Origin of the sequence: Burkholderia pyrrocinia (genome assembly GCF_018417535.1) — a bacterium.
Lineage (GTDB): Bacteria > Pseudomonadota > Gammaproteobacteria > Burkholderiales > Burkholderiaceae > Burkholderia > Burkholderia pyrrocinia_E.
The window spans coordinates 2,474,897-2,492,111 of the sequence record NZ_CP070977.1; the positions used below are offsets into that span (position 1 = coordinate 2,474,897).

15 protein-coding genes and 1 pseudogene are annotated in these 17,215 nt (G+C 68.8%); 1 reads left to right on the plus strand and 15 read right to left on the minus strand.

Annotation, left to right across the window (positions count from 1 at the left end; genetic code table 11):
• Positions 1-27 precede the first annotated feature (27 nt).
• Positions 28-528: a CinA family protein gene (locus tag JYG32_RS11485; protein WP_111015333.1), complete on the plus strand. Its 501-nt coding sequence runs from the start codon at positions 28-30 to the stop codon at positions 526-528.
• A gap of 94 nt (positions 529-622) precedes the next feature.
• On the opposite strand, the gene pyrF is transcribed toward JYG32_RS11485, so the two are convergent.
• The 15 genes and pseudogenes from pyrF to JYG32_RS11560 form a co-directional block, all read right to left on the minus strand.
• Entirely contained in the window at positions 623-1,450 is an 828-nt protein-coding gene (pyrF, locus tag JYG32_RS11490) for an orotidine-5'-phosphate decarboxylase (RefSeq protein ID WP_213263617.1), read from the minus strand.
• A gap of 39 nt (positions 1,451-1,489) precedes the next feature.
• A pseudogene (locus JYG32_RS11495) lies at positions 1,490-2,551 on the minus strand (aldose 1-epimerase).
• A 50-nt stretch (positions 2,552-2,601) separates the two neighbouring features.
• Positions 2,602-3,417, minus strand: a complete 816-nt coding sequence (locus JYG32_RS11500; protein WP_213263618.1) for an SDR family NAD(P)-dependent oxidoreductase — start codon at positions 3,415-3,417, stop codon at positions 2,602-2,604.
• Positions 3,418-3,442: 25 nt separating this feature from the next.
• Positions 3,443-4,459 carry an L-arabinose ABC transporter permease AraH gene (gene araH / locus JYG32_RS11505; RefSeq protein WP_174384093.1) on the minus strand — a complete coding sequence of 339 codons (1,017 nt, stop codon included), beginning with the start codon at positions 4,457-4,459 and terminating at the stop codon, positions 3,443-3,445.
• A 70-nt stretch (positions 4,460-4,529) separates the two neighbouring features.
• Positions 4,530-6,041 carry an L-arabinose ABC transporter ATP-binding protein AraG gene (gene araG / locus JYG32_RS11510; RefSeq protein ID WP_213263619.1) on the minus strand — a complete coding sequence of 504 codons (1,512 nt, stop codon included), beginning with the start codon at positions 6,039-6,041 and terminating at the stop codon, positions 4,530-4,532.
• Positions 6,042-6,108: 67 nt separating this feature from the next.
• Positions 6,109-7,104: an arabinose ABC transporter substrate-binding protein gene (locus tag JYG32_RS11515; RefSeq protein WP_174384091.1), complete on the minus strand. Its 996-nt coding sequence runs from the start codon at positions 7,102-7,104 to the stop codon at positions 6,109-6,111.
• 102 nt (positions 7,105-7,206) lie between these two features.
• Positions 7,207-7,986, minus strand: coding sequence for an SDR family oxidoreductase (locus tag JYG32_RS11520; protein ID WP_213265420.1), 780 nt, complete (start codon positions 7,984-7,986; stop codon positions 7,207-7,209).
• A complete protein-coding gene (locus JYG32_RS11525) occupies positions 7,986-8,663 on the minus strand; it encodes a 2-dehydro-3-deoxy-6-phosphogalactonate aldolase (RefSeq protein ID WP_213263620.1) in 678 nt (225 codons plus the stop codon). The genes JYG32_RS11520 and JYG32_RS11525 overlap by 1 nt, the downstream gene beginning before the upstream one ends.
• A 22-nt stretch (positions 8,664-8,685) precedes the next feature.
• On the minus strand, positions 8,686-9,711 hold the full coding sequence (locus JYG32_RS11530) for a 2-dehydro-3-deoxygalactonokinase (protein ID WP_213263621.1): 1,026 nt from the start codon (positions 9,709-9,711) through the stop codon (positions 8,686-8,688).
• Complete coding sequence (locus tag JYG32_RS11535) at positions 9,708-10,607, minus strand: IclR family transcriptional regulator (RefSeq protein ID WP_174384265.1); 900 nt, start codon at positions 10,605-10,607, stop codon at positions 9,708-9,710. Before JYG32_RS11535 ends, JYG32_RS11530 begins: the two co-directional genes overlap by 4 nt.
• Before the next feature lie 350 nt (positions 10,608-10,957).
• Positions 10,958-11,356 (minus strand): EF-hand domain-containing protein, encoded by a 399-nt coding sequence (locus tag JYG32_RS11540; protein ID WP_174384266.1) that lies wholly within the window; start codon positions 11,354-11,356, stop codon positions 10,958-10,960.
• Positions 11,357-11,438: 82 nt separating this feature from the next.
• Positions 11,439-13,049, minus strand: a complete 1,611-nt coding sequence (locus tag JYG32_RS11545; protein ID WP_213263622.1) for a S10 family peptidase — start codon at positions 13,047-13,049, stop codon at positions 11,439-11,441.
• A 426-nt stretch (positions 13,050-13,475) separates the two neighbouring features.
• Positions 13,476-14,213 carry a monofunctional biosynthetic peptidoglycan transglycosylase gene (gene mtgA, locus JYG32_RS11550; protein WP_213263623.1) on the minus strand — a complete coding sequence of 246 codons (738 nt, stop codon included), beginning with the start codon at positions 14,211-14,213 and terminating at the stop codon, positions 13,476-13,478.
• Positions 14,214-14,227: 14 nt separating this feature from the next.
• Positions 14,228-15,094: a shikimate dehydrogenase gene (gene aroE / locus JYG32_RS11555; protein ID WP_213263624.1), complete on the minus strand. Its 867-nt coding sequence runs from the start codon at positions 15,092-15,094 to the stop codon at positions 14,228-14,230.
• On the minus strand, positions 15,091-17,178 hold the full coding sequence (locus tag JYG32_RS11560) for an RNB domain-containing ribonuclease (protein WP_213263625.1): 2,088 nt from the start codon (positions 17,176-17,178) through the stop codon (positions 15,091-15,093). Before JYG32_RS11560 ends, aroE begins: the two co-directional genes overlap by 4 nt.
• Positions 17,179-17,215 lie beyond the last annotated feature (37 nt).

The window sequence follows — 17,215 nt, forward strand, 5'->3', positions numbered from 1 at the left end:
TTTCCCGACTCCCGTTTCCCGACGCGCATGCCAACCGATTCCGTCGTCCATCAGCTTGCGATCCGCGCAGGCAACAAGCTGCGTGACGAGCACCTGACGCTCGCCACCGCCGAATCCTGCACCGGCGGCATGATCGCCGCGGCGATCACCGACATCTCCGGCAGCAGCCAGTGGTTCGAGCGCGGCTTCGTCACCTACTCGAACCAGGCCAAGATCGAGATGATCGGCGTGCCGCCCGACCTGATCGACAAGCACGGCGCCGTCAGCGAGCCCGTCGCGCGCGCGATGGCCGAAGGCGCGCTGCGCAACAGCCGCGCGCAGGTCGCGCTGTCCGTCACGGGCATCGCAGGCCCGGCAGGCGGCAGCGAGAAGAAGCCGGTCGGCACCGTGTCGTTCGGCTGGAGCAACCGGCTCCATACCGACGTCGAAACGCTCGTGTTCAAGGGCGACCGCGAACAGATCCGCACACAGGCGGCCGTGCATGCGCTGCGCGGGTTGCTGAAGCTGCTCGACGAACGCGAGCGCTGACCGGGCAGGCGGGCGAAGCGGAACGGGAAAGCGGCACGGGCCCGGCGGCGCGAGCCTGCCGGAGTCGGCCGCCCGGATGGGCGGCCGAAGCGTTTCAGCGATGCGCGTTGATCGTGTCGCGGGTCTTTTGCGCGGCGAGCGCCGCGGCTTCGGCGAAATCCTCGCCGTTGCTCGCGTACAGGATCGCGCGCGACGAGTTGATCATCATGCCCGTGCCGTCGGCCGTGCGGCCCGCGTTGACGGTTGCCTGCACGTCGCCGCCCTGCGCGCCGATGCCGGGGATCAGCAGCGGCATGTCGCCGACGATCCCGCGCACGATCTCGATTTCCTTCGGGAACGTCGCGCCGACCACGAGGCCGAGCTGGCCGTTCTTCGCGTTCCACTTGTTCGCCGCGAGATCCGCGACGACCTGGTACAGCGGCCGGCCGTTCGTGTCGAGGAACTGCAGGTCCGAACCGCCCGGGTTCGACGTGCGGCACAGCACGATCACGCCCTTGCCTTCGTGCTCGAAGTACGGCTCGACCGAGTCGTAGCCCATGTACGGGTTCACCGTGACCGCGTCCGCGCGATAGCGCTCGAACGCTTCGCGCGCATACTGCTCGGCCGTGCTGCCGATGTCGCCGCGCTTCGCGTCGAGGACCACGGGCAGGCCCGGATGCTGGAGGTGGATGTGCGCGATCAGCCGCTCGAGCTGGTCTTCCGCGCGATGCGCGGCGAAGTAGGCGATCTGCGGCTTGAACGCGCTCGCGTACTGCGCGGTCGCGTCGACGATCTGCCGGCAGAATTCGAAGATCGCGTCGGGCTGGCCGTCGAACTGCACGGGAAAACGCGACGGCTCGGGATCGAGGCCGACGCACAGCAGCGAATTCGTGCGCTGCCACGCGGCGCGCAGCGATTCAATGAAAGTAAGCGGGGAAGACATGGCGGGTACTCGCGGCAAACCGTTGGTAGACCGCGTATTTTACCCGCGTCGCCGGCGCGCCTCGCGTGTCGCGGCATTGCCGCGCGCATCGGCGCGCTCGACGGTGAACGCGAAACGCCGCGTGAGCCGCTCGCCCGGCGCGAGCAGCGTCATCCCGTGCGCGGTTGCGCCGCCCGGCAGGTTCACCGCATTGATCGGATGATCGACCGGCTCGAAGCAGAAGAAATCCTCGCCGGGCGGCGTATAGAGCACGTACGCGTCGGCGTCGGCCGCGACGGTCAGCGACAGCCCGCGGCGCGGCCAGCTTACCGTCGCGTGGCCGCCCCAGCCGGTGAACGCATGATTGACGAGCGCGGCCGGCAGCGGATACGCGACGCCGAACTGCTAGGCGGGCGGCACGCTCACGTGCCGCACCGGCAGGAAATCGGCGCCCGACAGCCACAGACCGCCGGCCGCCGCGGCCAGCTCGGTCACCGCGTCGCGCACGAGGAACGGATGCACGCCGAGCCCGAACGGCAGCCGGGCGCGCCCCGCGTTCTCGATCGTCAGCGCGATCGACAGCGTCGTGTCGTCGAGTTCGAACGACTGGATCGCGCGGAATGCATACGGCGCGCCGCCCGCGCGATCGAGCGACAACTGCAGCGTCGTGTCGGTCGCATCGTCCACCTGCCACGGCGCGAGCCAGCCGTCGCCGTGGATCGGCAGCGGCTCGTCGCGGCGATTGCGCGGCACCGCGACCTTGCGCCCGTCGCACTCGAAGCGCCCGTCGCCGATCCGGTTCGAATAAGGCAGCAGCGGATAACACGCGAGTTCGTTCGGGTCCGTCGCCGTCTCCGGATGCTCGCAGCGGCGAAACACCGGCACCAGCGCACCGTTGTCGCCGCGCCAGTCGAAGCGTGCGATGCCGCCGCCCAGGTGCGGCAGCACGTCGAGTCGCAGCGACGCATTCGACAGCGTGACGGCCGCCGCATGCGCGGCGCCGACGCCCTGCGCGAATGCGGCCGTCTGCGGGCCGGGGCTGACCGGCTGCGCGGCGGCGGCCAGGCGGGCGCGGCGCGACTGGCTGGTGGACGACGCTGCGCGCGAGGACGTGGCGGTCATGGTGAGCTCCTTTCCTTCGTCGAAGAAACGATGCAGGTCGGTGCGAACGGTCAGGCCCAGCCGCCGTCGACGATCACGTCCTGCGCGGTGATCATCCGGCTGTCGTCGGCCGCGAGGAACAGCGCCATCCGCGCGAGGTCGGCAGGCAGCAGTTCGGCGTCGAGGCACTGGCCGGCCTTGATCGCCGCGCGGCCCGCGTCGTCGAGCCACAGCCGGCGCTGCTTGTCGGTCATCACCCAGCCTGGCACCAGCGAATTCACGCGGATGCCGAACGGGCCGAGGTCGCGCGCGAGGCCGCGCGTCAGGCCCTGCACGGCGGCCTTCGCCATCACGTAGACGGGATAACCGCCGTTCTTCAGCATCCAGCTGATCGAGCCGAGATTGACGATCGCGCCGCCGCCCTGCTGCTTCATGTCGTCGATCACCGCCTGCGCGGCGAAGAACTGGTGGCGCAGGTTCACCGCGATGCCCGCGTCGAACGACTCGGGCGTCACGTCGCCGATCGCGTGGCGCGTGTCGTTCGCCGCGTTGTTCACGAGCACCGCGATCGCGCCGATGCGCGCGCGGATCGCGTCGATCGCGTGGCGCAGTGCGTCGACGTCGGTCAGGTCGCACTGGATGAACAGCGGCGCATGACGCACGTGCGGCGCGCGCGCGAGGCTGCCCGCCAGCGCGGCGCCGGCGGCCGCATCGAGGTCGACGAACGCGACGCGCGCGCCCTGCTGCGCGAAGTGCTCGACGAACGACGCGCCGATGCCGGTCGCGCCGCCCGTGATCAGCACCGCGCGATCCTCGAGGCTCGGGTACCGTGCATAGCGCGCAGGGCTCGCGGCACGCGGGTCGTGCGCGGAAGTGTCGATGGTCATGCGGGTTCGTCTCCGTGAAATCGGGTCAGTCGCGTACGCCGCGGTTCTTCAGCTGGTCGAGCAGCACGGCCGCGAGCAGGATCGCGCCGCGTACGAGGTACTGGTAGAACGCGTCGATGTTCAGCAGGTTCATCACGTTCTCGACGGTGCCCATGATCAGCACGCCGATCACGACGCCCGAGATCGTCGCGCGGCCGCCCATCAGCGACACGCCGCCGAGCACGCACGCGGAGATCACGTTCAGCTCGAAGCCCTGCGCGGCGTTCGGCTGGCCCGACGTGATGCGCGACGCGAGGATCACGCCCGCGAGTGCCGTCACCGCGCCCTGGATCAGGAAGATGTACACGCGCGTGCGTTCGACGTTGATCCCCGCGAGCCGCGACGCCTCGGGGTTGCCGCCGATCGCGAGCGTGTTGCGGCCGTACACGGTCTGGTTCAGCAGCACGCCGAACGCGATGAAGCACAGCAGCGTGACCCAGATCGGCAACGACACGCCGAACAGCGACAGCCCGCCGAGCGCGATGAACGTGTCCGACGACACGCCGACCGCCTGCCCCTTCGACACGATGAAGCCGAGCCCGCGCACGATCTCCATCGTCGCGAGCGTCGTGATCAGCGCGTTGATGCGCAGGTACGCGATCACCGCGCCGTTCACGAAGCCGATCGCGGCGCCGGCCGCGACCGCAGCAATGATCGCGACGAACGTGTTGTCGGTCGCGTTCAGCACCATCGCGCACAGCACGCCCGAGAACGCGACGGTCGAGCCGATCGACAGGTCGAAGTCGCGCGACGCGAGGCAGAACATCATCGTGCACGCGACCATGCCGATCTGCGAGATCGACAGCGCGAGGCCGAGCATGTTGTCGATCGAGAAGAAGTGATCGACCGTCAGCGACATCGTGATGAACATCACCGCGAAGATCGCGATGAGGCTGTATTCGGTCAGATGCTGCCACCACTTCTGGCGGTCGTTCTGCTGCGGAACCAGCGCATCGGCCGATGACTTCACGGCAGCGCTGGCGAGGTTTTCCCTGACTTGCATGATGGTGTCTCCTGCTCCTGCATCGCGCGGCCCACGCCGCGCCTGGTCGATTCGAATGTCGTGCGCCGCGTCAGGCCGCCTGGGCGGCGCTCGTCTGCGGCAGCGCGAGGTTCAGCACCGCGTGCTCGTTCGCCTGTTCGCGCGGCAGCTCGCCCGCGATCCGGCCTTCGCGCATCACGACGATGCGATCGGACACGCCGAGCACTTCCGGCAGCTCCGACGACACCATCACGATCGCGCAGCCGCGCTCCGCGAGCCGGTAGATCACGTCGTAGATCTCGTGCTTCGCGCCGACGTCGATCCCGCGTGTCGGCTCGTCGAGGATCACGACCTTCAGGTCGGGCTCCGCGAGCCAGCGCGACAGGATCGCCTTCTGCTGGTTGCCGCCGGACAGGAAGCGGATCTTCTGCCGCCGGTTCGGCGTCTTGATCTTCAGCCGCTGGATGAAGCGGTCGGCCGTTTCGCTTTCGGTCTTGCGGTCGATGAACAGCCCCGCGCGCAGCGAATGGCGGCGGCAACTGATGTTGATGTTCTCCGCGACCGACGCGATCGCGATGATCCCTTCTTCCTTGCGGTCCTCGGGGCACAGCACGATGCCGTGACGGATCGCGTCGCCGGTGCGCTTCACGTCGATGGGCTTGCCGTCGAGCGTCAGCACGCCCGCGCGCCGGCGGTCCGCGCCGTACACGAGCCGCATCAGTTCGCTGCGGCCCGCGCCGACCAGCCCGAAGAAGCCGACGATCTCGCCCGCGCGCACCGAGAAGCTCGCGGGTTCGCGCAGCGCAGCGCCGTCGACGCCTTCGGCGGAGAACCGCACGTCGCCGAGCGCGCGCGGCGCGTAATGGTAGATATCCGAAATCTCGCGCCCGACCATCTCGGCGACCAGCCGTTCGCGCGGCACGTCGGTAAGCGACGCGTGCGACGCGACCTTGCGACCGTCGCGAAAGATCGTGCATGCGTCGCACAGCCGGTAGATCTCGTCCATCCGGTGCGAGATGTAGATCAGTGCACGGCCCTGCGCGCGCAGGTCGTCGACGAGCTTGAACAGCACCTCGGTCTCGCGATGCGACAGCGAGCTCGTCGGTTCGTCGAGCGCGATCACGCGCGCGTTGCGCATCAGCGCCTTGCAGATCTCGACCATCTGCCGCTGCGCGATCGACAGCCGCCCGAGCTTCGCGTCGGGATCGAGATCGACGCCCATCGCCGCGAGCCGCTCGCGCACGTAGCGTTTCGCCTCGCGCTTTTTCACCCAGCCGAACGCGTTCGGCAGGCGGCCGAGCAGCAGGTTTTCCGCGACCGTCAGGTCGGGCACGTACTGCAGCTCCTGGTGAATCACCGCGATGCCGGCCGCGATCGACGCCGCCGCACTCGCGAACTGCACGGGCTGGCCGTCGACCAGCACGCTGCCCGCATCGGGCTGGTATTCGCCGCCGAGAATCTTCAGCAGCGTCGACTTGCCCGCGCCGTTCTCGCCCATCAGGCCATGCACCTCGCCCGCATGCACGTCGAACGAAATGCCGTCGAGTGCGCGCACGCCGGGAAATACCTTGCCGATATTGTCAAAACGCAGTGCCGCTGACACGTCGTCTCCCCACTTCCGGATCCATCGACCGCCGGCCGCCGCATCGCCGCGGCAGCCGGCGGGCCGTTTACTTCGACGCGAGCCCCATCTCCTCGCGCACCTTCGACACGTTGTCGCGCGTCGCGAGCATGCCCGTCGTCAGGGTCAGCGCCGGCGGTGCCTTGCCCTGCGTGATCCACGTGTACATCAGGTCCGAGGTTTCCTCGCCGTGGCGCTTCGGGCTGATGATCACGGTACCGTAGAAGCCCGTCGGCTGCGGCTTCTTGAACTCGCTCAACGCCGAGTCGGAACCGCCGATGCCGATGCCGATCATGTTGTCCGCCTTGAAGCCGCGTCCTTCCGCCGCGCGCACCGCGCCGAGCACGGCCTCGTCGTTCAGGCCGTACGCGACCCAGTGCTTGAACTGCGGGTTCTTCGTGAGCGCGATGTTCGCCGCGTTGAACGCGTTCTCGGTGTCGGTCTTCGCCTGCGGCGCCGCGATCACGTTCGCCTTCGGAAAGCCCGCGGCCACCAGCGCGTCGGTCGCGCCGCTCGTGCGGTCGTGCGCGGTCGGCAACTGCTCGTAGGTGATGTCGATCGCGCCGACGTCCTTCATGTCCCAGCCGCGCTTCTTGATCTCGGCCGCGATGCCGTCGCCGACCTGCTTGCCGATGTTGTACGCGGAAATCCCCATGTGCGGCACCGCTTCGATCGGCTTGCCCGCGCCGTCGACGAGGCGGTCGTCGACCGTCATCATCTTCAGGTTGTGCGACTTCGCCTTCGCGACGATGCCCGGCCCGAGCTTCACGTCGGGCGTGCAGATGATGAAGCCCTGCGCCTTCTGCGCGGACAGGTTGTCGATCGCGCTCATCACCTTCTCGCCCGACGGTGCGCCGATCTTCACGAGCGTGAAGCCCTTCTGTTTCGCCGCCGTCTCGGCGAACTTCCACTCGTCCTGGAACCACGGCTCTTCCGGCTGCTTCACCAGAAAGCCGATCTTGACCGGGTCGGCCGCGTGCGCAACCGGGCTCCCCATCACCACCGCGGCCGCGGCGGCCAGCGTTACGAACGTTCTGCGTTTCATCTCCAGTGTCTCCTTGTCTTCATCGAACAGGATGCAGCCGCTTGTTGGTTTCGACGCAGCGTGCGCGCGGCCGTCGCACGTGCGGTCTTTCGAATCGTTGCGTCAATCGTGATACAGCGCCGCGCGCCCGCCATCGACGGTAATGCACGCGGCATTGATGAACGGCGCCTCGTCGGACGCCAGGAACACGGCCGTCATCGCGACCTCGTCGGGCCGGCCGATCCGCTTCATCGGCTGCAGCGCGAGCGTCTCGGCGCGCGCGGCGGCCGGATCGGGCTGCGCATCCCACCAGTCGCGCGTGAGCTGCGTCTCGATGTAACCCGGCGCGATCGCGTTCACGCGCACGTTGCGCGCCGCGTATTCGATGCCGAGCGCGCGCGTGAGGCCCAGCACGCCGTGCTTCGCGACCGGGTACGGAAAGCAGCCCGGGATGATCCGGAACGCGTGCGTCGACGCGATGTTCACGATGCTGCCGCGGCCGCGCGCGACCATTCCCTCAAGCGCCGCGCGGCAGCCGTGCCACACGCCGTCGAGATCGACCGCGAAGCAGCGGCGCCAGTCTTCGTCGGTCATCGTCAGCGGATCGGCGAACACGTTGATGCCTGCGTTGTTCACGAGCACGTCGAGCGGGCCGAATGCCGCTTCGGTCTGCGCGAGCGCATCGCGCACCGCATCCTGACGCGCGACGTCCGCCTGCAGCGGCAGCACACGCGCGCCGTCGAGGTCGTGCGCAATCGCGGCGGCCGTGTGCTGCGCCTGCGGGAAGTCGAGATCGACGAGCGCGACGGCCGCGCCCTCGCGCGCAAACGCGCGGGCGATCGCGGCGCCGATTCCGCGGCCCGCGCCCGTCACCATCGCGACCTTGCCCGCGAGGCGGCCCATCATGCGGCTCCGCCGCGCGCGACGCGCAATCCGGCCTGGAATGCGCGCGCGTTTGCCGCGGTCGCGTCGGCCGCCTGGCCGGGCCGGTACAGCGCCGAGCCGAGCCCGAAGCCGTTCGCGCCGGCCGCGAGGAACGGCTGCATGTTGTCGGGCGAAACCCCGCCGACCGGGATCAGCGGCACCGCACGGTCGATCACCGCGCGCCATGCCTTCACGACCGTCACGCCGAGTTGCTCGGCCGGGAACATCTTCAGCACGTCGGCGCCGTTCGCGAGCGCCGAAAACGCTTCGGTCGGCGTCGCGACGCCCGGTGCGCTCGCGAGGCCGCGCTCGCGTGCGCGGCGGATCACGGCCGCGTCGCTGTGCGGCATCACGATCAGCGCGCCGCCCGCGTCCTGCACGCGATCGACATACTCGGCGCGCAGCACGGTGCCCGCGCCGACGATCGCGTCGTCGGGCAACGCGCGCCGCAGCGCCGCGATGCTGTCGAACGGATCCGGCGAATTGAGCGGCACCTCGACGATCCGGAAGCCGGCTTCGTACAGCGCATGGCCGTGGTCGGCCGCTTCGGCGGGCGCGATCCCGCGCAGGATCGCGATCAGCGGGCACGCGTCGAACGCGCGCATCAGTGCGGCGTGGGGCGTGTACGGGGCGGGTAACGTAAGGTCGGACGGCATCACGGGTTCCTCTGCAATCGGTTCATTGGTCGGCGAAGGCGGGCTCGCCGTCCGCGCGCACGAGCCCGGCGCGCGACGCGATCCGCCACAGGCCGCGCTCGGTTGCATGCGCGACAACCTGCGCATGCATGTGGCCGAATTCGTGGAGCGCATCGACGTAGCGCGCGCACAAACGGTCGTCGCCGATCAGCATCAGCGGCTGGTCCGCGAGCGCGATACCGCGCTCCGCCAGCATCGCGTCGAGCGCATTGAGTTCATGGCCGATCAGCAGGCCGGACAGATAGTCGCCCTGCGCATCGGGCGCGAGCCGGTCGGTCAGGCCGAGCGTGCGCGTGCTGAAGATCGTCGCGAGCAGCCCCGTGCGCTGCGCGCCGCGCGCGACCGACACGCCGCGCACGAACGCCGCGCGATCGGGCGACGCGCCCGCGCGCATCGTGCGGCCGAGGATCGTGTGGTCGCGCAGCACCGCGAACAGCTCGCCCGTCATGAACGTCTGGAAGCGCTCGATCAGCCCGTCCTTCACCCACGCCCATTTCGCATGCGTACCCGGCAGGCCGATCAGTACCCCTGAACGATCGGTGCCAAGCACGGGATCGCTCGCGAGTGCGCCGAATATCTGCGTTTCTTCGCCGCGCATCACGTCGGGCAATTCGCCCGTCGCGATCACGCCCGGTACGATCGATACCGTCGCGCCGCGCGACGTCGTCACCGCGATGAGGCCCGCGACGAGCGCGTCGGCGCCGGCCGGCACCGCGACGTACGGCGCCTCGCGCCAGCCCTGCGCGCTGCCGACCATCCCGGCGGCGAGCACCGGCAGGCCGGGCGTGCGGTCGAGCCAGTCGCCGCAGGCTTCCTCGAACACCGCGTCGAACGCGCGCGCGCCGCCGCCCGGCACATGCATGACGCCCGCCGCGCGGCTGCGCGTGTCGACGAGCGCGCCGTGCGCGTCGTACAGATAGGCGCGCAGCGACGTCGTGCCCCAGTCGAGCGCGATCAGCGACGGGGGGGCGGAGCTGGCATCCGGAACGGTCCGGGTCGAAGTCGTCATCGTTTGATCCTGCGGGTACCCTGCGGCGGGCTCCAGCCCAGTTCCGCGGAAATGGCTCGCGCTTCGCGCTGCACGAGCGGAATCAGTTCGTCCATCCGGTCATGCGGCATGTACGGAATCGTGCTCGCGACCGACACGGCCGCGACGACCGCGCCCGATGCGTCGCGGATCGGCGCGGCCACGCAGCGGATCGACGCCTCGTTCTCCTCGAGGTCGAACGTATAGCCGCCGGCCGCGTAATGAGCCATGCGCTGCAGGAACGCGCTCGTCTCCGGCCGGTTGTCGGGCTTGAAATTGACGCCGGCCAGCGCGCGCCGCGCGGCCTCGAACAGCGAGCGCCACAGGTCGGGATCGAGGTCGAGCATCATCGCCTTGCCGATGCCCGTCGATGCGAGCGGCATCCGGTGGCCGACGCGCGAGCGCATCTCGAGGCCGCGCGTGCCGGGAATCTTGTCGATGTACAGCACGTCGTCGCCGTCGCGCACGCCGAGGTGGATCGTGTCGAGCGTCGCTTCCGCGAGCGCTTCGAGATGCGGCCGCGCCACCGCGGTGAGCGGCATCTGCTCCAGCGCGATCGTGCCGAGCTCGATCAGCTTCGGGCCGAGCAGGTAGCCGCCCTGCACCTGGCGCAGGTAGCGCGCCTGCACGAGGCTGCTGACGAGGCGGTGCGTCGTGCTGCGCGTCGTGCCGAGCGCGGCGCCGATCGCGCGCATGTCGCGCGCGCCGTTCGCGATCGCCTCGAGGATCGCGAGGCCGCGCAGCAGCGTCTGCGTGCCGGCCTGCTGCGCGGCGAGATCGAGCGGCGTGCTGGTCGCGCCGATGCTGTCGGTTAGCGACGCATCGTCCGGCGTCGCGCGCCGGGCGTCGAGGGCAAGGGATACGGGCATCTTGGTCATGGAACGGGCTTCTTCAACGGAATCGGTGAAGCCGCTCGCGCGGCGCCGGAACTGCGTCCGGCGTCGCGACGAGGCGGCGGTCGATGCACCGAGTAAAGCGCCCGGCGAACTTCATGGAAGGTGTCTCCGTGTGCGTCGGGCGCCGCGCGATGCGTGGGTCCGAAGCTGTCGATGTGCTTCGGATTGTAGGAGCGCACGCACTCGCCTCCAATATTTGAATGCGTTGCCCAGATAATGAGAATTCAGGCGAAAGCCGCCCTGTGCGCGATGCGACGGCCGCGCCATGTGCACGGGGGCGGAACCCGCCGCGCAGCAGGTTCCGCCCCCGTTTGTTCACCCCGTGCCGCGGCTTACTGCTGGCTCGTGCTGCGTGCCTGCATGTAGCGCTGCACGTCGCCGAACGACACGCGGCCGCTGCCGCCCGAGTCGATCTGCCGGAAGTGGTTCGCGACATAGCCGAGCCCGGCCGCGCGCGCCTGCGCCTCGGTGATCGAACCCGTGCTCTGCGTATCGGCCGCGTCGAACTGCCGCGCGAGCTTGCGCACCACCTGCGCATGCAGCGCGGCGCCCGTCGTCTGCGTGCCGGCGGTCGGCTTGCGCGCGGCCGGCGGCACGTACGGATCGCCGAGCTGCGCCTGGCGCGCGCGCGCCGGTGCGACGGCGTCGCTCGCCTGCGCGAACGCGGATACGGATGTTGCGACGCCGGCGCAAGCGAGCGCCGCGGCAACGACGATGAAACGATTCTTCATATCAGGCTCCAGTCTGGAATGAGGTCGTCGACGGCCGGCGAGCGGCGCCACCGTGGGCGCCTGCCGCCGGCCCGGCGCAGCATCAGTGCGCGGCCGCGTTGTAGAAGGTCACGAGGTCGGCTTTCTCCTGCGGACGCGACGTATCGTCGAGGTAGACCATGTGTCCGCCCTGATAGTCCTTGATCGTCAGGTTCGGTTGCGTCCCGAGCCGCGCGAGGTCGAGCTCGGTCTGGTAGAACGGCGTCGCGATGTCGTGATACCCGTTCAGCGACAGCACCTTCAGCGACGGGTTCAGCGTCAGCGCCGCGGCCAGATCGGGGATCGTGTCGGGCATCGCGAGGCCGTCGTGCGTCCAGTCCCACGTGTTGATCGCATTGCTGCTCAACGAATAGGCCGACTGCGCGGTGTACTTCAGCTCGTTCGGCAGGTAGCTGCCGATCGTGTCGGTGAACGGCTTCGTGATGAACGAGCTCGACGGATCGCCGTCCGCCGCGAGCGGGCTCGACACGGGCACGTTCACGCGCGCATCGTAGCGGCCGATCAGCGTGCCCGGGATCAGCGACAGCTGGAAGCTGTTGTCGAAGAAGGTCGGGATCACGTTGAAGTTCGCGTTCCACAGCGCCTGCTTCGTGCCGGTCGAATTCGCCATCGTCGTGACGAGACTCGGCGGCGGCGGCGTATGGCTCGCCAGGTACGCGTTCACGGCCGGCGCGTAGCTGCCGGCCGTCAGCAGGCGCATCTGGTCCGCATACTGCGGCAGGCTCGACGGGTTCGGATTGTCGAGCTGGTAGTACGCGCCGACGGTGCCGTAGGACGGCACGAAGCCCGCGCAGCTCACCGGGCTCGACCCGTTGTTCGAATTGCCGACATAGTCGCTCGCCATGTCGCAGTTCGTGTTGTAGTTCAGGATCGACGACTGCAGCACGATGCCGGCAAGCTTCACGCCGGCCGTCTCGAGCAGGTTCGCGAGCACGTCGGTGCGCGGCGTGCCGTACGACTCGCCGAACAGGTATTTCGGCGAATCGTTGCGCTGGTTCACGGCCAGGTAGCGCGTCACGAAATCGCGGAACGCGCCGCCGTCCTGGTCGACGCCCCAGAACGTCTGGTTCGTGTTCGGCGCGATCGCTTCGGAGAAGCCGGTGCCGATCGCATCGACGAACACGAGGTCGGTCGTGTCGAGCAGGCTTTCCTGGTTGTCGACGAACGGGAACGTCGACGCGTTCGCGTTCGGGTCGCCGGTCTGGATCCGCCGCGGGCCGAACGAGCCGAGGTGCAGCCACACCGATGCCGAGCCGGGGCCGCCGTTGTACAGGAACGTGACGGGCCGCTTCGCCGCGGGTTGGTTGTCGGCCGTGTAGGCAACATAGAAGAACGACGCTTCGGGCGCGCCCGTCTGCGGATTGCGCGCGACGAGGTGGCCGGCCGTGGCCGTGTAGCGGATCGTCTTGCCGTTCAGTGTGATCTGGTGATGCGTGACGGCGGCCTTTTCAACCGCGGCGGATGCGTCGAGCGACGCGTTCGCGCTCGACGAATAACTGTTCGGATCGTTGTACGCCCTGTCCACCTGACTGGCGGGATCGGCTGAGCTGTCGGCGCTCGCAGCAGCGGACGATGTCACGTCGTCGTTGCAGGCCGTCAGAATCAGCGAAGAAAAAACCACCCCCAACAACAGCTTCGCTTTGCTCGCTGGCATCGTTGCTTTCCTTCTCTCGGATGTTTTTTGTGTCGAGCAGCCGGATAAGCCGCCCCCCGCCTCGATTGCGGCCGATAAGCCGAGGCGCTGGCCAATATACGCGAGCCCGTCAGCTTTGAAAAATTTTGAAATATTTGGCCGGCGGCGGGTGCAGCGCACACCTTTCAGGAATGCTTCGATTCGCGAAACGTTGCATTTCACGTTGCTTTCAGCGTCTTTCGCGTTTACCCGGGAATACTAAAAGAGCGCGGATTTCGCGCCATATCGGCAAACAAAATCGTGCGGTCACCAGGATTGCTCAGCAAAGCGAAATAGACGAATTCGTCTAAAGGGTGTGGCCCGAAATGCGCGCGACACGAATGCGCTGCAGCGCACAAACGGCGCATAGGCGGCAGAACGGACAATGCGACGGCGCGGGCGTGCCGTTCACTCCGATTGCGGCAGCGCGGCCGCGCCCATCCGGCGGGCGATGATTGCCGCGCGCTGCGCCTGGTAGGCCGACCCGCGATGCGCGTCGAACCAGCGCGGCTTCGGCAGCATCACCGCGAGACGCGCCGACTGCCACGCGCCGAGCCGGCTCGCGGGAATCCTGTAGTAATAGCGCGCGGCCGCTTCGGCGCCGTACACGCCGCGGCCCCATTCGACGGAATTCAGGTAGATCTCGAAGATCCGCTCCTTGTCGAGCACCGTTTCGAGCATCCACGTGATGATGAGCTCCTGCCCCTTGCGGATGTAGCTCTTCTCGCGCGACAGGAACAGGTTGCGCGCGAGTTGCTGCGTGATCGTCGAACCGCCCGCGACGATCCGGCCGCGTGCCTTGTTCTTCTCCCACGCCTGCAGGATCGCGTCGACGTCGTAGCCGTTGTTGGTCGCGAAGGTCGAGTCTTCGGATGCGATCAGCGCGCGCTTCAGGTTGCGCGAGATCTGGTCGTACGGCACCCACTGGTGCTGGATCTGCGCGGGCGGCGTGTCGCGCGACAGCCACCATGCGTCGGTGCGCATGAACGCGGTCGAGCCCGGGTTCACGAACGACCAAAGCGCGATCTGCGCGAGATAGAACAGTTGCGTCGCGAGCCACGCGCCCGCGAACACCGCACCCGCGTAGACGATCCAGCGGGCCGGGCTCACCGTCCGCGTGCGCTGCGTGCCGCTTACCGCCACCACGTGCCGCGCCCCGTTCAGCTCGCCGCGAGCGCCTGGCGCAGCGCGGCAAGCACCGGCGCGCCGTCCGGCCGCACGCCGCGCCAGATGAAGAACGATTCGGCCGCCTGCTCGACCAGCATCCCGAGCCCGTCGGCCGTGCGCGCGCCGAGCGACGCCGCATGCTGCATGAACACGGTCGGCTGCGCGCCGTACATCATGTCGTACGCCAGCGTAGCCGCGCCGAATGCGGCCGCGTCGCACGCCGGCAGCGCGGCGTCGAGGCTGCCGGCCGTCGCATTGACGATCACGTCGTACGGCTCCGCGCGCACCACGTCGGGGCCGCCGCCCGCGAGCGTGCAACCCGCATCGTGCGCAGCCTGCATGAACTGGCCGACGAGCGCCTCGGCCTTGCTTGCGGTGCGGTTCACGATCGTGATCGACAGCGGCGCGCGGTCGAGCAGCGGCAGCACGACACCGCGCGCGGCGCCGCCCGCGCCGAGCAGCAGGATGCGCGCGCCTGCGAGCGACACGCCGAGATTCGTTTCGATGTCGCGCACGAGGCCGACGCCATCGGTGTTGTCGCCGTAGATGCGGCCATCGGCATCGATGCGCAGCGTGTTCACCGCGCCCGCCGCCGCCGCGCGCGGCGACAGCGTGTCGGCGAGCGCATGGGCTTCCAGCTTGAACGGCACCGTCACGTTCGCGCCGCGACCGCCCTCGGCGACGAACGCCCGCACCGCCGCTTCAAAGCCGTCGACCGGCGCGAGCCGGTGCGCGTACTCGATCGCCTCGCCCGTCTGCGCGGCGAACTGCGCGTGGATGAACGGCGACTTGCTGTGCGCCACCGGGTTGCCGAACACTACGTAGCGGTCGGCGCCGCTCGTCGACGCAACCGCGTTCATGATGCTTGCCCCTCTTCGCTGTCGTTGCCGCTCGCGGCTTCGCCGCCGGCACCTGCCGCCGCGCCGTCCGCTTCGGCCAGCGCTTCCGCCTCGGTTTGTGCCGTGGCGTCTTCCGCGTCGATCAGCGTGTCGTCGCCGCTTTCGGCGTCATCCTCTTCCTCGGCCGCATCGCCGCTCGTCACGGTCGGCGCGTCGAGCACGTTCAGCAACCGCACCGACGCCTCGATCGTCAGCTCGTCGAGCGACATCACGTCGAGCAGCACGCGCGTGCCGCGCGCATGCACGCCGAGCCCCGGCACATGCAACAGCAGCGGGATTTCCTCGAGGCGCACCAGATCGCCCTTCACGATGCTCGCGACGACCTGCTTCTTCTGCTCCTGCGCGAGCCAGCGCAGGCACCAGAAATACTCCATCCGGCGCTGGTAGTCGGCGTAGGCCGTGTAGGTATCGTCGAAGCCCTGCACGACCGCGTACAGGTCGGCGTCCTTCGGCTTGAACGGCGCGGCGAGCTTTGCGGTGACGCCATGCTGCACGCACGCGAGCAGTTGCCACTGGTTCACGAGGTCGACGTAGCGGCGCAGCGGCGACGTGCTCCACGCGTACTGCGGCACGCCGAGGCCTTCGTGCGGCGCGGCCGTCGTCTGCATCCGCGTGCGCTTCGGGCCCGGTGCGCCGAAGCCGCGCTGCGAGCGGTAGATGCCCGGCACCGTGTGGTCGTGCAGGAACGCGCCCCAGGTCGAGTTCGCGAGGATCGCGAGCTCGGACACGATCAGGTCGAGCGGCGAACCGCGACGACGCGGCGTGATCGACACGTGCTCGCCGTCGACGTAGAAGTTGTAGTCGGTGTTGCGCTGCACTTCGCGCTTCAGGCCGTAGCCCGCGCGCGCGAGCTGGCGCTTCTCGAACAGCGCCTGCGCGAGCGGCCACAGCACGGCGATGTCGTCCTTGTGCGGATAGTCGCCGGTGCCGGCCGCGAGCGTCTCTTCGTTGACGAGTTCGTCGAGCGTGTTGTGACGCAGGTTGTTCTTCACGAACACGAGTTCGGCGCGCGTCTCGTTCGCGACGATGTCCTGCGTTTCGCGGTTGACGATGATGTACAGCGACAGCGCCGGGCGGTAATCGCCCTCCTTCAGCGTGAACACGTCGACGACGTCGTCCGGCAGCATCGTGATCTTGTCGCCCGGCATGTAGACGGTCGACAGGCGCGCGCGCGCGATCGCGTCGACCGCGTCGCCGCGCACGATGCCGAGCGCCGGCGCCGCGATGTGCACGCCGATCCGCACGCGGCCGTCGGACAGGTGTTCGACCGAGAACGCGTCGTCGATTTCGGTCGTGGTGATGTCGTCGATCGAGAACGCCTCGACGTTCGCGCGCGGCAGGTCGTCCGGCAGCGCGCCGACCGTGACGGGCGGAAAGCCCGTGCCGTGCGGGAAGAATTCCGCGAGGAAGCGCGCCTCGTGCAGCGCACGCGGCGACGCGATGCCGCCGCAGTCGAGCATCAGCCGCGCCGGCGACACGCCGCGCGCGCCGGCCGCCGCTTCCATCGCCTTGTATTCGATCGCGTTCTTGTCCGGCCGCGTCAGCAGCCCGAGCACCTTGCCCGCGAACGCTTCCGGCAGCTTGCCGGCCTTCAGTTCCTCTTCATACTGGGCCTGGACGAGCGCCTGCTGGCGCTTGCGCTCGAGCGACGCGAGCGCCATCTTGAGCTGCTCTTCCGGCGCGCGCTGGTACTGGCCGCGCCCCTTGCGGCGGAAGTAGACCGGCGAGCCGTGCAGCCGCAGCACCAGCGCAGCGCGCTCGACCGGGCCGTACGCCGCGCCGAAGTACTCCTCGGCCAGCGCCGTATACGCGAACTCGTCGGCCGGCGCGCACTCCCACAGGAAATCCAGGTCGATCTGCTGCGCGGCCGTGTCGGCCTCCTGCATCAGTTCGCCCGCGGCCGGCTTGTCGAATTCGATCAGCACGTCTTTCGCGCGCACCTTCGCGCGCCGCCCGCCGGGCAACTCGACCTGAAATGCGTCGCCCTGGCGCGACAGCACGCTGCCCGCCTTGAAACTGCCCGATTCCTCGAAGAAAACGTTCACTCAGTACTCTCGTTCAGACTGCCGGGCGCCGCGTCGG